Source organism: Labrenzia sp. 011 (genome assembly GCF_003075075.1).
Lineage (GTDB): Bacteria > Pseudomonadota > Alphaproteobacteria > Rhizobiales > Stappiaceae > Roseibium.
Genome location: NZ_QCYM01000023.1, coordinates 15,181 through 30,118, shown reverse-complemented (window position 1 = coordinate 30,118; position 14,938 = coordinate 15,181). Strand labels below are relative to the sequence as shown.

Below are 14,938 nucleotides of genomic sequence, written 5' to 3'. Positions count from 1 at the left end.
CACATCCAGATGGACCAGGCGACCGTGCTTTTGGTTGACGATGAAGCGGACCTGCGCGAGTCTCTGACCCAGGGGCTGGAGCTCTCCGGCCAGAAGGTCTTTGCCACCGGAGCGCCCGATGCGGCGCTGGAGCACATCAACCGCGGTTTCTACGGCGTTCTGGTGACGGACATCCGCATGCCCGGTTCGGACGGCTTTCAGGTCATGAGGCGCGCCTTTGAGATCGATCCGGCCCTCCCGGTCGTGCTGATCACCGGACATGGCGACGTGCCGCTGGCGGTCGAGGCCATGCGGGCCGGAGCCTATGATTTCATGGAAAAGCCCTTCTCCGTGTCCCGGCTCGCCTCCGTGGTCGAGCGGGCGCTGGACAAGCGCCGGCTGGTTCTGGAAAACCGCAAGCTGCGCGAGGAACTGGCCGACAGGACCGGATTGGAAAGCCGTCTCGTGGGACGCACGCCGGCCATGGATCTTCTGCGCCGCAATGTCATGGCTCTGGCTGCCACCGATGCGGACATCCTCATTCTGGGGGAGACCGGCTCCGGCAAGGAAGTCGTCGCCCGGGCCCTGCACGACGAGGGGCCACGCCGCGAGAGACCGTTCGTTGCCCTGAATTGCGGTGCCCTGCCGGCGGAAATCATCGAATCCGAGCTCTTCGGCCACGAGAAGGGGGCCTTTACCGGCGCCAGCGGCCAGCGGATCGGCAAGCTCGAGCACGCCCATGGCGGCACGGTGTTTCTCGACGAGATCGAATCCATGCCGCTGGAGCTGCAGGTCAAGCTTCTCAGGGTGATCGAGACCCGGACGATCGAGCGGCTCGGATCCAACCGGCCGATCGAACTGGATGTCCGCTTCATCGCGGCAACCAAGGAGGATCTGGAGACGGCCGGCAAGGAAGGCCGGTTCCGGCTGGATCTCTTCTACCGGCTCAACGTGGTGAATGTCGAAATTCCGCCGCTGCGGGAACGCCTGGAGGATATTCCGCTGCTGTTCCGGCATCTGGCCGTGGAGGCGCGCGCCCGCTACCGGCGCGAGATCCCGGACATCGGTGAAGGGTTTCTGGCAGGACTGATGACCCGGGACTGGCCTGGCAATGTCCGCGAATTGCGCAACGTCGCCGACCGCTTCGTGCTGGGACTGGAGCCGGCCGGAGCACCGCGGGCCGCAGGCGGTTCGTCCCTCTTCGACCAGGTTGCCTCCTACGAGCGGGTGCTCATCGCCGCCGAACTGAAACGCAATGGCGGCGCCATCAAGCCGACCTACGAAAATCTCGGCATTTCCCGAAAGGCCCTCTACGAGAAGATGCGCAAGCATGGTCTCGGCCGGGAAGACGTGGTCGTCGGCTAGATTTTCGGACCCTCGACGTCAGGTACATGTCACAAACGGCATGCGCGGCCTGGCTCTGCTCGAGGGCCCGGAAATCCATACGGCCATGACGCTGGGCTATTCAGCCGTCGGAATGGTCGAGTGCATCTACATCATTCGCAACCCGGACAAGCTGCGGAGACTGGTATCGCCGTTCCGGCAGGACCCGCGCAGCGGGGCGCTCTCACGATCCTCCGACTGACCGGGATCGATGGGGACTCCAGCAGGCGGACGGATTGCAATGTGTCGAAACCGACACATTGCAATCCGTTCATGTGTCGGGACGCACACATTTCATGCGATTTGACCGGGATGTCATCGGCCCCGGAAGTCTGATAGTCTGTGCAAACAGGCACATTTTCAGAAGCTGGCGGCACTTGGCACGGACTTTGCGATTGCTGCGCCGACCAGCCACTGTGCTGTCCGGTCCGAACGGCCGTCATTCCGAAATGTCTGGGAGGACATCCGATGAAAAAATTCGTTCTCGCCGCTGCAACCGCGGCGACTTTCGCACTTTCCGCCAATGCCTATGCAGCCGACGCCTGCGATGACGGCGAAATCGTCATCAAGTTCAGCCACGTTGTCGCCGCCACCGGTCACCCGAAGGGCGACGCCGCCACGATGCTGGCCGATCGCGTCAATTCGGAAATGGACGGCAAGGCCTGCATGCAGGTGTTCCCGAACTCGCAGCTCTTCGACGACGACAAGGTTATGGAAGCCCTGCTGCTGGGCGACGTTCAGCTTGCCGCACCGTCCCTTTCGAAGTTCGAAGCCTATACGCTGAAGTTCCGTCTGTTCGATCTGCCGTTCCTGTTCCAGGATCTCAACGCCGTCGAGCGTTTCTCCACCGGCCCGGACGGCAAGGCGCTTCTCGGCTCCATGACCGACTACGGCTTCCTGGGACTTGGCTACTGGAGCTCGGGCCTCAAGCAGTTCTCGGCCAACAAGCCGCTTCTCCTGCCGTCCGATGCCGAGGGTCTGAAGTTCCGTGTCCAGACGTCCGACGTGGCGGTTGCCATGATCGAAGCCATGGGGGCCAATGCCCAGAAGCTGGCCTTCAAGGAAGTCTACGGCGCTCTGCAGACCGGTGTGGTGGATGGTCAGGAAAACTCCTGGTCCAACATCTACACGCAGAAATTCTTCGAAGTGCAGGACGGCATCACGGAAACCAACCACCAGCTGCTGGCCTATTTGCTCGTCACTTCCGATGAGTGGCTGAACAGCCTGGAGCCGGACGTCCGTGACCAGTTCCTGACCATCGTCGAGGAAGTCACGGCCGAAGCGAACGGCGCTGTCGCGGCCAAGGAAATGGCTAACCGTGCCCGTATTCTGGAGGCCGGCTCCACCATCCGCGAACTGACCCCGGAACAGCGCAAGGTCTGGGTCGATGCGATGAAGCCGGTCTGGGAAAAGTTCGAAGGCGATATCGGCAAGGACCTGATCGAGGCTGCCGTGGCGTCGAACAACACCAACTGATCAGCGGCCAACGCGACTATCGGAAGGGCCGGCACACCTTCGCGCGACTCACCTGAGTCCCGGAGGGTCCTGCCCGGCCCTTCCTTCAATTGTCCCGCAGCAGCATGAACGCTGCTGCGGAGATACATGGGGCCCGCAGGCCCGATTTCGGGGGAACGCATGCAACGCGTCGACAACTGGGTCACGCGCTTCGAGGAAGGGGTTCTGGCCTTTCTCCTGGCGGCGATGACCATCGTATCCTTCACCCAGGTGGTGGCGCGGTACGGGTTCAATTCCGGCTGGACCGGAGCCTTGGAGTTCACACGCATCCTCTTTGCCTGGCTGATCCTGTTCGGCATGAGCTACGGCGTGAAGATCGGCGCCCATCTGGGTGTTGATGCGGTGATCCGCCTGTTTCCCGAGAAGCTGTTCCGGGTCGTCGCTGTCTTTGGCGCACTTTGCGGTGCCGTCTATGCGCTGACCCTGCTGCATTCCGAATGGCTGCACATCTTCGGTCTCAACACCCGCGGCGGCGCCATCGACTACTGGCAGAAGATGTACAAGATCGGCATCGGCCTCGATGATCTGCGCTATCCGCAGGCCATCATCGAGACCTTCGGCACCCAGGAGCGCGTCCAGCGCTGGATCGCCTATCTGATCCTTCCCGTCGGCCTCGCCCTCTTCCTGTTCCGCTGCCTTCAGGCCGCCTGGCAGATCATCACCGGTCAACGCGAGATGATGATCGCCGCACATGAGGCGGAAGACCTCGTTGCGGAAAACAAAGACATTCTGAAGGACTGAGGCGGGACCGATGGAAGCTGCAATTCTCTTTATTCTCGTCCTCGGACTTTTGTTCCTGGGCGTTCCGATCGCCATATCCCTGGGCCTTTCGAGCGTCCTGGCGATTGTCCTTTTCTCCAGCGATTCGATCTCCTCGGTGGCTCTGCAGCTGTTCACGGCATCGCAGAACTACACGCTGCTGGCGATTCCGTTCTTCGTGCTGGCCTCCGCCTTCATGTCGACCGGTGGTGTCGCCCGGCGCATCATCCGCTTCGCGATTGCCTGTGTCGGTCACATCCGGGGCGGTCTGGCCATCGCGGCGGTGTTTTCCTGCATGCTGTTCGCGGCGCTGTCCGGGTCGTCTCCGGCAACCGTGGTCGCCATCGGCACGATCGCCATCGCCGGCATGCGCCAGGTCGGCTACACCAAGGAATTCGCTGCCGGCGTCATTGCCAATGCAGGCACGCTCGGCATTCTGATCCCGCCTTCCATCGTCATGGTGGTCTATTCCGCTGCGACCGATGTGTCCGTCGGCCGGATGTTCCTGGCCGGGGTGGTCCCCGGCGTCGTCGCCGGTCTGATGCTGATGACGGCCATCTACGTCAACGCACGCATCAAGAAGATGCCCAAGCAGCCCTTTGCCGGCATGAGCGAGATCCTGGGTGCTGCCGGAGAGGCGGCCTTCGGTCTGCTGCTCATCGTGATCATTCTGGGCGGCATCTACGGAGGCATCTTCACACCGACCGAGGCCGCGGCCGTGGCGGCCGTCTACGCCTTCCTGATCGCGATTTTCATCTATCGCGACATGGGACCGCTCAAGGACGTGCCGATGCGCAAGGAGGGCGAGGCCATCCTGGCGGCGGTCGTCCGGAACCTGGTGCTGACCGTCGTCTACTTTCTGCCCGGCTGTTTCCATGCCGACACGAAGAAAGTGCTGATAGATGCGGCCCGAACGACGATCATGCTGATGTTCATCATCGTCAATGCACTGCTCTTCGCCCATGTGCTCACGTCGGAGCGCATTCCGCAGGCCATCACCGACTGGATGATCGGTGCCGGGTTCAACTGGTTCACCTTCCTGATCGCCGTGAACCTGCTGCTGCTCCTGGGCGGCCAGTTCATGGAACCGTCCGGTCTGCTGCTGATCGTTGCGCCGGTGGTCTTCCCCATCGCGATGGAGCTTGGCGTCGATCCGGTGCATCTGGGCATCATCATGGTGGTGAACATGGAAATCGGCATGATCACACCGCCTATCGGGCTCAATCTCTTCGTGACCTCCGGGATAACGGGGATGAGTCTGGTGCAGGTGGTCAGGGCGTCGGCGCCCTTCGTGATGATCCTGTTCGTGTTCCTGATCCTGATCACCTATATCCCGGCACTCTCCACATGGCTGCCCTACAGCCTGATGGGACCGGAGATCGTCACCAACCGGTAGGAAACACCGGACGCGAAGAAACTCCAGGCGGCGGGCTTTCGGGCCCGCCGTTTTTCATGGGGAGCGCGCGTTCCCTTCGGTCCCAAAGAAAAAGCCGGCCCCGAGGGCCGGCTGAGACACCGTTTTTGCGTTGCCGAAAGGCCTAGACGATGCTGCCCAGCTTCATGGCGACACTCATGTCGCCTTCCACCTGCATCTTGCCGCCCATGAAGGCGGCCGTCGGGTTCAGGTCGCCGGCCAGCAGCGCCTCCAGATCTTCGGCGCTCATGTTGATCGTACAGTCGGCATCCTGGTCTTCATTGGAGACTGCGGAACCCTGCAGATAAATGATGCCGGTTTCGCCGAGATCGAACTTGACGCTTTCTTCGATACCGCCATCGGCAACCTTCGCGCGGACGCCTTCGGTAAGCTTTTCCAGGGACATCTGTCTTCTCCCGTTTGACTGAGGCCTGCGGCCTTTCCCAGTGCTCTTGAAGCATGCCGTTTACGTAATCGTCAAGTGCGAATATCGCGTCTTCGCTCTTGCATCGTCAAACAGAAAACCGGCAGGAAACGGGACCGTTGCATTAACGGCAAAGTGTGAAGCAGCTCCATGGAGTAACCCCATCGGCATACGCAAATTCAATAACTTGCGATGCCGATTAACCGCAGGACCCCAGGCTTGTTCACAGCGAATAGCGCAGATACCAGGAAACCGCCTGAATGATCAGCCACGCTTCAAACTGCCGTCCTTTGAAATTGTCCTTTGACTGGCGTTTGCGAAACGCCCCCATTCCAGCATGAACTTCTCGATATTTCGGAGTTCGTGCCTCGACCGGACCTGCCGCGTCGATACAGTGTCTGAAATCAAGAGCCGCTTCTCTTCCTTCAGTTCCAGCTCATAACTGCGTTCTGCCGCGATCAGGCCGTCGTCTCCGGTATAGTTACCGACGACCATCACTTGAAGCTTTTCCGTATCGTTTCTAAGGGCTTCCTGTTCGGCAAAGGAATTTCTGGCCCGGTCGATTAGGCTGTCAAATGTGCCGATATCGATAAATTCACCGCTGTTCAGCGGCCCCTGAAAGATTTGCGAACGCGGATCGCTCTCGCTTGAGAGAGACACCTCAAGCTCGCTCAACTGGCAAACACTTCGCCGGTGGCCGTCCCCGAGTGTAAGTGCGATTGCCTCAATGTAGATGGCTTCGGCACTCATATTGCTGATCACACATCTGGCGGCACTCGTGCGGCCCCCTCCCCGATTGATATTGATCTTCGGACGAATGCGGTGCCTATAGCTGTTCAGGAGCAGTTGGAAATAGAGAGCCCATATAGCTAGCGTCAGGATCGACGCGATTGCGCTGATCGCACCGTGGTTCTGTTGGATGAAATTCCACATAATATTCCGGCCCCTTTTCCCCGTGACTGGTGCGTTTCTTATCGGCAGGAACGCTTCTCCATAGATGAAAGGCTCCGAAAACGGCAGCCTCGAAGGATTTTGTCTGGAAAGCGGACCTTGGGATTTCAGATTTGCCATAAATCTTGAGGGCAATCAGAATCCCTTGTTTAAGAAGAACGCACGAAGCGGTCGAATGTTCAGATGCGTTGGAAATTCCAACTTGTTCGGGTTGTTCGCCTTGAAACCTTTCGGGGAGTGTTTGGTCGCAAACACCTTCAGACTTTCAAACAGGATGAACAGCCTTCTCAGAGTTTACGCTCAGGACAGGCGCGCACATCAGGTGGAAACCGTGAGTGGGCCGACCTGGGGCCAGGCTATTGATGCGCTGGAGACCGTTTCACGGCTGACAAAAATACCCCGCTCCGCCCGGAGGGCTTCAACGTCTGCCGTTCTCAACGCGATGCAATGATACGCCCAAACCGCCTAGGAAATGATCTACCTGGGAATGCGGGAGCCCTTGCGGCGTGAACGATGATCGGGAGGAGTAGTGCGCAGCCCATTATTGTTTTGTGTGCGTTTTTGGTTATATTGAATACACATGAAGTGAGGGGTGAAGTGCCATGTCCCGAACAACCACGATAACCGTCCGCATTGGTGGAGCATTGAGTGATTTCGTGTCGGCTAACGTAGGCGATGACGGGTCCTATGAGAACGTCAGCGAGTACATCCGCGACCTGATCCGGCGTGACAAGGAGAGGGCAGAGCAGGAAGCCTTCAATCGGCTGAAGGGCGAGCTGACCCACGCATTCGCAGCCCCCGAGGAGACGTATCAACCACTGACTGCTGCCGAGGTTATCGCGCGGAACCGGGCCTGATCCGATGCCCGCTATCCGTATACAGGAAGGAGCGTCCCATCGCCTTGATGATATCTACCGCTACACCCGTGACAGGTGGGGAGATGATCAGGCAGAGAAGTATGTCACCGGTCTGTTCGCGGCCTTCGACAGGATCAATGCCCACGGTGTCGCATCAAAACCTATCCCGGCCGAATTCGGCGTTGAGGGGTTTTTCTTTCGCTACGAGCGCCATTTCGTCTACTGGCGACATCTCTCGAATGGCGACATCGGGGTCGTGACCATCCTGCATGAGCGCATGCATCAGATCGACCGGTTCCGGCATGACTTCGGTGTAGGCTAATCTGTGAACAAGCGTGGGGACCCGAGGCTGATCAACATCGCAAGTTATTGAATTTGCTTATGCCGATGGGGTTACTCCGTGGAGCCGATTTACATCATGGCTTTCCTGATCCCCGCAGGTGCTGCGTTCTTCGACAAGAGCCTCATGGATATCGGTGTGCTTGGTCTGGTCCTCTCGCTCAAGGCGGTGCTGATCAGCCTCGTCTACATCTGGATTGTGGATCACCTAGGTGCGCGAAGGGGATGCGTGTCATCGAATCGGACGCCGTTTGGCCGTGTTCTGCATGCTGTTGGTTTCGAACTGTCGCTTCTGATCACGTCGCTGCCGATCTACACGTTGTGGTTCGGCCTAACGATCCTTGAAGCCTTGGCGACCGATATTGTTGTGACAAGTTTTGTGGTCGCCTTCACCTACGTCTTCACACTTGGTTAGGACCGCGTCTTCCCAGTTTCGACAGAGAGAATTGACCGGGCCTGATGATGTAGACGCCCACCGCTGTCGGGTCAGTGACTGTCGCGCGGCAGGCCCTTGTGGGCGACGTCCTGGTATTTCACGGCCGGCTCCAGCACCATGCCCTTGTCGAACTGGCCGATCATGGAGCGCTGGATTTCCTGCCAGGGGGTCTGGCTTTCGGCATATTTGAAACCGCCTGCCGCCTCAAGCTCGGCGCGCCGCCGGGCCAGTTCCTCGTCGGAGATCAGGATGTCGGCAGTGCCTTTCCGCAGGTCGATCCGTACCGGATCGCCGGTCTTCAGAAGCGCCAGCCCGCCCATGGCGGCCGCCTCCGGAGAGGCATTGAGGATCGACGGCGAGCCGGAGGTTCCCGACTGGCGGCCGTCGCCGATGCACGGCAGCGAGGTGATGCCCCGCTTGATCAGCGCTGCCGGCGGCTGCATGTTGACCACTTCCGCGCCGCCCGGATACCCGATCGGGCCCGTGCCGCGGATGACCAGCATGCAATGTTTGTCGATGTCGAGATCCGGATTGTCGATATTGTGGTGATAGTCCTCCGGCCCCTCGAAAACGATGGCCCGGCCCTCGAAGGCTTCCGGGTCGTCCGGGTTGGAGAGATACCGGTTGCGGAATTCCTCGGAGATCACGCTGGTTTTCATGATCGCACTGTCGAAGAGATTGCCCTTTAGATTGATGAAGCCGGCGCGCTCCATCATCGGCTTGTCATAGGATTTGATCACATCTGGCAGGTCGGTGATGATGCCCTCGCAGTTTTCACCTATGGATTTGCCGTTGACGGTGATCGCGTCCGGGTGCGGCAGCTTGCCGTGGCGCATCAGTTCCGCCACGACCGCAGGCACGCCGCCTGCATGGAAATAGTCCTCGCCGAGATATTCCCCGGCCGGCTGCAGGTTGACCAGCAGCGGCACGTCGTGCCCGAGCGTCTGCCAGTCGTCGTTGTCCAGTTCGACGCCGAGATGGCGGGCGATGCCGTTCAGATGGATCGGCGCGTTGGTCGAGCCGCCGATGGCCGAATTGACGACGATGGCGTTCTCGAAAGCCTTGCGGGTCATGACATCGGAGGGTTTGCGGTCTGCGCGCACCATGTCGACGATATGTTTTCCGGTCTCGTAGGAGATCGCGCCGCGCTCCCTGTAGGGGGCGGGGATCGCCGCCGCGCCGGGAAGCTGCATGCCGAGCGCCTCGGCGAGAGAATTCATCGTGGTCGCCGTGCCCATGGTGTTGCAATAGCCGACGGAGGGCGCCGAGGAGGCAACGAGATCCATGAAACCTTCGTAGTCGATCTCGCCGGCGGCGAGCATTTCGCGCGCCTTCCAGATGATGGTGCCCGATCCGGTGCGCTCGCCCTTGTGCCAGCCGTTCAGCATCGGGCCCACGGACAGCGCGATGGCCGGAATATTGACGGTGGCCGCGGCCATCAGGCAGGCCGGTGTCGTCTTGTCGCACCCGATGGTCAGTACGACACCATCGATCGGATAGCCGTAGAGCAGTTCGACCAGGCCGAGATAGGCAAGGTTGCGGTCGAGGGTCGCGGTCGGGCGCTTGCCGGTTTCCTGGATCGGATGGACCGGGAATTCGAAAGCGATCCCTCCGGCCTCGCGGATTCCTTCACGCACGCGCTTGGCAAGTTCCAGGTGATGCCGGTTGCAGGGGGAGAGGTCGGACCCGGTCTGGGCAATGCCGATGATGGGCTTGCCGGATTGCAGCTCTTCACGGGTGATGCCGTAGTTGAGATAGCGCTCGATATACAGCGCGGTCATGCTCGGATTGTCAGGATTGTCGAACCATGCCGCAGACCGCAGCTTCGGTTGTTTGGTGTCGCTCATGGAGCCTGCTCCCTCAACTTAATCGCTTTAAACGCGTCAAGTGGATAAACACCAGCTCCACGACGCTGTAAAGGCGCCGGCCGGGCAATTCGGTACCCAGTGGACCTAAACGGCGGCATGGCCCGCATTCACGGAACCGGGAAACCCATCGGCGGGTCTGCGCGCGCTCCCGGCAACCGAAAACCGCGCGAAGGCCCACAGGATCGCCAGGCAAAGCGCAAACAGCATCGGCGCGACGGAAAGGGGCGCGAGAAAACAGGCGCCGGAAAGACCGGCCAGCGCCCAGATTCCGGTCAGAAGCCGTCTGGCGTGCAACGCAAGCAGGTTGCGGCGCATGGCAAGGGACTTGAGCGCCGGAAACGCGCCGATGTCATCCGTGTTGCTGACGGCTATCGGCACGTCTTCAGCCTCTTCTTCCCCGGCGGGCGCGCAATCCCGCAGTTCCAGGGTGGCGCGGTCCTGGGAAAGCGTAAGCACGAGCGGAGCCCCCAGCCCGGCCCTGCAGGCGGCGTCCCGGGCGGTTTCGCCGGGTCTGGACTTGTCGAACAGCTTCAGCCCCAGCATGTCGCCAAGCGCCTTGCGGGTCTTTTCGCTGTCGCCGCTGAAAAGCCAGGGGGCCAGCCCCTGGTTGCGCAGGGCGTGGCCCGCGACACCTGCGTCCTGCCGCAGGGTTCCCTCAAGGCCCAGCACTCCCACCACCCTGCCGCCGACGGCGACGCGCAACACGGTCTTGCCGTCCGCCTCCAGCGACCGCGCGATCGCATCGGCGGTGAAACTGTCGATCTTGAGCCGGCTGAGCAGCTTGGTGGTGCCGATCACCACGGTCTGACCGCCCAGCAGGGCAACCACACCGAGCCCCGGCGCCGGCTCGAACCGGTCCGGCGTCCTGACCGCCACATGCCACTGGGAGGCAAGCTGGCGCAGGGCGAGGGCAACCGGATGGCTGGACTGGGCTTCGGCCGAGGCAGCCACGGCGAGCAGCGTTTTCGGCTCGTTGTCAAAGGCCATCACATTGGTGACCATCAGGTCCGGGCCGGACATCACCGCAGCCTTGTCGATGACGATGTCCCGGGCCCGGGCAATCCGTGTGAAGGCACCCGGACCGAGATCGCGCGCGCCGGCCGCCAGTGCTGCCGCGTGAAACACCTTGTCGGCGAAGGCATTGATCCCGTCGATCAGATGCGGCCAGGACAGCAGCAGCGCGGCCGCCATGGCGCCGGGCATCAGGGCCGGGTCGATGAACCACCAGATCCAGGCCGTCACCGCCGCCAGCGCGAGCGACCAGCTGGCTTCCCGCAGCCCGTTCCGGTCGCCACGCGGCGGCAGCAGGGCAACACCGAAGGAACGCAGCGCCATCATGACGGCTGCGCAGACAGCCGGTACGCCGGCAGTGTCGGATGGGGTCCCGGTCAGAAGGATCACCGTGGTGACACCGAGAAGAAAGCAACTGGCCGCAATGGTCACCAGGGTGAGCGGGCGGCCGGTCATGCAATTGAGCGAATAGGACAGGGCGAGAAGCGAAAAGATCGCGGAAAACATGCTGAAGAACAGGACGCTGTACCTGCCGAAAACCAATACCGTGCGGGGCGCTTCGCCGCCGTGCCAGGACATCGCACTCATGGCGAAGACCAGAAAGACAACCGACATCCCGGAGAACAGGAGCCACAGGGTTGATGTGAGAGATCTTTGCGGCATGGCCGGAAACTTTCGCCTGGTGTTTTGAGCTGTGCCCCCGTCTTGCATGGATGCCGCATGGATCGGGACCGCATCTTGGGAACGCGATTGAAAATGCGGGACGGGGGAGCGCCGGGCAATGGCGCAGCCGCAAGATGCGAGGGGCTGGACGCAGCTCAAAGCGGAGGCATGGCAAAAGTGCCGAGGCTTTCCGCGATCCGCCGCACCACGACTTCTTCGCCGGCTACAAGTTTCACAGGCAACGGTCTTCAGGAGCCGATGTATTGTCAAGAATGGCGGAAGTATTTTTTGAAAAAACACCCTTTTGACGGAAGGTAGGTTTACGGGGCGCGCGGTGGCGCTCACCTTTTTAGTTCGCCTGAATCGGAATGTACCCAACAGGTAATTTCTCCACCGTGAAACAGGTCGTTTGACTGCCATCTCCGGCGAGGTTCCGGGGCGTTCTTCTGTACCGGACAAGGCGTGACGGCGGGGGGAGGCAAAATCTGCCGGGTGCGCACTCCACTGTGGTTATCGCCGCCGCCGAAGCGGGAATCACACCTCTTGCCCGAGTCAACTGCGCGACTCGGGAGAATCCGAAAAAAGACTCGTCTTCAGGGACTTACCGGACCTGCTTCTGCAATCAGGCGGTTGCCAGATTGGCGCGCGACAGCAGCTCCATGGAGGGCATCAGCTCCAGAAGTTCGCGCGTATAGGGATGCTGCGGTGCTTCGAACAGCTGGTCGCATCCGGAAACCTCGCACAGTTCGCCGTTGCGCATGACACCGATGCGGTTGCACATCTGCCGGATCACGGCCAGATCGTGACTGATGAACAGCATGGTCAACTGCAATTCCTCCTGAAGGTCCTTCAGAAGATTCAGGATCTGGGCCTGGATGGAAACATCGAGCGCGGACGTCGGCTCGTCGCAGATCAGGAAGCGCGGCCGGGTCGCCAGGGCTCGGGCAATCGAAATGCGCTGGCGTTGACCACCGGAAAATTCATGCGGGAATTTCTGTCCCGCGGCCGTGCCCAGGCCGACATGATCGAGAAGATCGTCGACGATCCGGCGCACTTCCGCGTTGCCGGAGGCCAGTTTGTGGAACCTGATCGGCTCGGCGATGATCTCCTTCACGCGCATGCGCGCGTTGAGCGACGAATAGGGATCCTGGAAGATCATCTGCATCTGGCGGCGCATCGCCAGAACATCCTTGCGGTTCTTCAGCGAAGTGAGCTCCGTTTCACCGAACAGGATGGTGCCGTCCGTCGGCTGGTAGAGGCCCGTTACCAGTCGTGCGATGGTCGATTTGCCCGAACCGCTTTCCCCGACAAGCCCGAAGGTTTCACCCTGTTCGATATCGAAGCTGACCTTCCTGACCGCCTGGAAGTATTTCCGTCTGGACGGGAAGATCGATCCCCGGGTCTCGAAGCGCATGTCCAGGTCACGGATCCGCACGAGCGGGCCGGACACCGCGCTGAAGTCACGGGCCTTGCCGAGCCAGTGGCTTGAAATGTCGATCTTGCGCTGCGGCGCTCCCGCCTTCTCGATGTAGTCCACCACCGGGAACCGGTCGACCTTGATATCCGGCCGCGGCACGGCGGACACCAGGCTCCGCGTGTAGGGGTGGTCCGGTGCGCCGAGAACCTGGTTCGTCTCCCCGTATTCCACGAGCCTGCCGCGATACATCACCGCCACATGATCGGTGATGTCGGCGATGACACCCATATCGTGGGTGATCACCATCATGGCCACGTTGCGCTCCGCACAGAGCTTTTTCATCAGCTCCAGGATCTGCGCCTGAATGGAAACGTCGAGAGCGGTGGTCGGTTCGTCGGCGATCACCAGTTCCGGTTCCGCGCACAGGGCGAGGGCGATGACCACGCGCTGGCGCATGCCGCCGGAAAACTGGTGCGGATATTGACCGATGCGTTCGGCGGGGTCGGGAATGCCGACCGCGTCGATCAGTTCCACGGCCCGCTGCCGCGCCTGCTTCGCGGAGAGCGGCAGATGGGTGCGGATGGTTTCCACCAGCTGGGATTCGACGGTCTGCAGCGGGTCGAGCGAGGTCAGCGGGTCCTGGAAGATCATGCCGATCTTGCGGCCGCGCAAAAGGCGCTTTTGCCTATAGGGGAGTTGGTCGATGCGCCGGCCGTGCAGGAAGATCTCTCCCCCGGCGATATGGCCCGGTTCCTGCAGCAGGCCGATAACCGCATTGCCGACCGTCGACTTGCCGGCACCCGATTCCCCGACCACGCCGAGTATCTTTCCGGCATCGACACTCAGGGTGACATCGTCGACGGCGACGAAGACGGATTTGCGGCCGGGAAATTCAACCGTGAGATCCTTGATTTCAAGAACGCTCATGTCACCTCACCGCAGTTTCGGGTTGAGGGCGTCGCGCAGCCAGTCGCCCAGAAGATTGACGTTCAGGACCAGCAGGGCCAGCGCGAGACCGGGAAAGATCGCGATCCACCATTCTCCGGAATAGAGAAAATCGTTGCCGATGGCGATCAGCGTGCCGAGGGACGGCTGGGTGGGCGGCATGCCGACCCCCAGGAAGGACAGGGTCGCTTCCGTCACGATCGCCAGTGCGAGATTGATGGTGGCGATCACCATCACCGGCCCCATGACGTTGGGCAGGATATGACGCGCCATGATGATGACCGGCGGAAGCCCGATCACCCGGGCGGCCTGAACATATTCCTTGTTCTTCTCCACCATGGTGGAGCCGCGCACGGTGCGCGCGTATTGGACCCAGAAGGACAGGGCCAGCGCCACGATCAGGATGTAGAAAGCAAAGACGTCGCGGTCGAGCGAACCGAAAATGCCGTTCGCGACACCGTCGATCAGCAGCGCGATCAGGATCGCCGGGAAAGTCAGCTGGACATCGGCGATGCGCATGATCAGCGCATCGACCCGCCCGCCCGCATAGCCTGCGACCAGGCCGAGCGTAATGCCGATCACGGCGGCGGCGGCGACGGAACAGAACCCGACGATCAGCGAAATGCGCATGCCGTAGAAGATGCCGGAAAGAAGATCCCGGCCCTGGTCGTCGGTTCCCAGTGGAAAGCGCGGGTCGGAATACTCCATCCAGATCGGCGGAACGCGTGCGTCGAGAATGGATATCGAGGCCAGGTCGAAGGGATCGTGCGGGGCGATCCACGGCGCCAGGAAGGCGAGCAGAAATAGAGTCAGCGTGCCGCAGGCTGCAACCACCGTGACCCTGGAGCGGAGAAAGGCATGCAGGAAGTCGCTTTCCAGCATCCGGGTCAGCCGCCCTGTGGCCGCAGCCGCTTCGCTTCGCTCAGGGACATCGGCCTTGGCTTCTTCATTGGAGACGGTAGGCACTGGCTGGGGTC

General features: G+C 61.1%; 14 protein-coding genes and 1 pseudogene. 8 read left to right on the top strand and 7 right to left on the bottom strand.

The window, feature by feature from the left end:
- The first annotated feature begins 9 nt into the window (after positions 1-9).
- The 5 genes from DCO57_RS19150 (at position 10) to DCO57_RS19130 (ending at position 5,032) form a co-directional block, all read left to right on the top strand.
- Positions 10-1,344, top strand: coding sequence for a sigma-54 dependent transcriptional regulator (locus tag DCO57_RS19150; RefSeq protein WP_116700521.1), 1,335 nt, complete (start codon positions 10-12; stop codon positions 1,342-1,344).
- Between the two features lie 40 nt (positions 1,345-1,384).
- Entirely contained in the window at positions 1,385-1,564 is a 180-nt protein-coding gene (locus tag DCO57_RS19145; RefSeq protein WP_116700520.1) for a hypothetical protein, read from the top strand.
- 266 nt (positions 1,565-1,830) lie between these two features.
- Positions 1,831-2,838 carry a DctP family TRAP transporter solute-binding subunit gene (locus tag DCO57_RS19140; RefSeq protein ID WP_116700519.1) on the top strand — a complete coding sequence of 336 codons (1,008 nt, stop codon included), beginning with the start codon at positions 1,831-1,833 and terminating at the stop codon, positions 2,836-2,838.
- A 159-nt stretch (positions 2,839-2,997) separates the two neighbouring features.
- Positions 2,998-3,618, top strand: a complete 621-nt coding sequence (locus tag DCO57_RS19135; RefSeq protein ID WP_116700556.1) for a TRAP transporter small permease — start codon at positions 2,998-3,000, stop codon at positions 3,616-3,618.
- Positions 3,619-3,628: 10 nt separating this feature from the next.
- Positions 3,629-5,032: a TRAP transporter large permease gene (locus tag DCO57_RS19130; RefSeq protein WP_116700518.1), complete on the top strand. Its 1,404-nt coding sequence runs from the start codon at positions 3,629-3,631 to the stop codon at positions 5,030-5,032.
- A 142-nt stretch (positions 5,033-5,174) separates the two neighbouring features.
- Here DCO57_RS19130 and DCO57_RS19125 read toward each other — a convergent pair whose 3' ends face one another.
- From DCO57_RS19125 to DCO57_RS23960, 3 genes and pseudogenes are all read right to left on the bottom strand, one after another.
- Positions 5,175-5,456 carry an SCP2 sterol-binding domain-containing protein gene (locus DCO57_RS19125; protein ID WP_116700517.1) on the bottom strand — a complete coding sequence of 94 codons (282 nt, stop codon included), beginning with the start codon at positions 5,454-5,456 and terminating at the stop codon, positions 5,175-5,177.
- A gap of 282 nt (positions 5,457-5,738) precedes the next feature.
- A complete protein-coding gene (locus DCO57_RS19120) occupies positions 5,739-6,407 on the bottom strand; it encodes a hypothetical protein (protein WP_116700516.1) in 669 nt (222 codons plus the stop codon).
- A gap of 390 nt (positions 6,408-6,797) precedes the next feature.
- A pseudogene (locus DCO57_RS23960) lies at positions 6,798-6,902 on the bottom strand (IS6 family transposase); the annotation flags it as partial.
- A 125-nt stretch (positions 6,903-7,027) separates the two neighbouring features.
- Here DCO57_RS23960 and DCO57_RS19110 point away from each other — a divergent pair.
- From DCO57_RS19110 to DCO57_RS19100, 3 genes are all read left to right on the top strand, one after another.
- Complete coding sequence (locus DCO57_RS19110; protein WP_116700515.1) at positions 7,028-7,282, top strand: addiction module antitoxin; 255 nt, start codon at positions 7,028-7,030, stop codon at positions 7,280-7,282.
- A 4-nt stretch (positions 7,283-7,286) separates the two neighbouring features.
- The gene (locus tag DCO57_RS19105) at positions 7,287-7,604 is read left to right on the top strand and encodes a type II toxin-antitoxin system RelE/ParE family toxin (RefSeq protein WP_116700514.1); all 318 of its coding nucleotides are present in this window, start codon (positions 7,287-7,289) and stop codon (positions 7,602-7,604) included.
- A 96-nt stretch (positions 7,605-7,700) separates the two neighbouring features.
- A complete protein-coding gene (locus DCO57_RS19100; RefSeq protein ID WP_133192710.1) occupies positions 7,701-8,036 on the top strand; it encodes a chlorhexidine efflux transporter in 336 nt (111 codons plus the stop codon).
- Between the two features lie 71 nt (positions 8,037-8,107).
- Here DCO57_RS19100 and DCO57_RS19095 read toward each other — a convergent pair whose 3' ends face one another.
- The 4 genes from DCO57_RS19095 to DCO57_RS19080 form a co-directional block, all read right to left on the bottom strand.
- Positions 8,108-9,904 (bottom strand): IlvD/Edd family dehydratase, encoded by a 1,797-nt coding sequence (locus DCO57_RS19095; RefSeq protein WP_116700512.1) that lies wholly within the window; start codon positions 9,902-9,904, stop codon positions 8,108-8,110.
- A 105-nt stretch (positions 9,905-10,009) separates the two neighbouring features.
- Positions 10,010-11,599: an HAD family hydrolase gene (locus DCO57_RS19090; RefSeq protein WP_208978042.1), complete on the bottom strand. Its 1,590-nt coding sequence runs from the start codon at positions 11,597-11,599 to the stop codon at positions 10,010-10,012.
- Positions 11,600-12,221: 622 nt separating this feature from the next.
- On the bottom strand, positions 12,222-13,943 hold the full coding sequence (locus DCO57_RS19085) for an ABC transporter ATP-binding protein (RefSeq protein ID WP_116700511.1): 1,722 nt from the start codon (positions 13,941-13,943) through the stop codon (positions 12,222-12,224).
- A 6-nt stretch (positions 13,944-13,949) separates the two neighbouring features.
- Positions 13,950-14,927: an ABC transporter permease gene (locus DCO57_RS19080; protein WP_244287978.1), complete on the bottom strand. Its 978-nt coding sequence runs from the start codon at positions 14,925-14,927 to the stop codon at positions 13,950-13,952.
- Between the last annotated feature and the right edge of the window lie 11 nt (positions 14,928-14,938).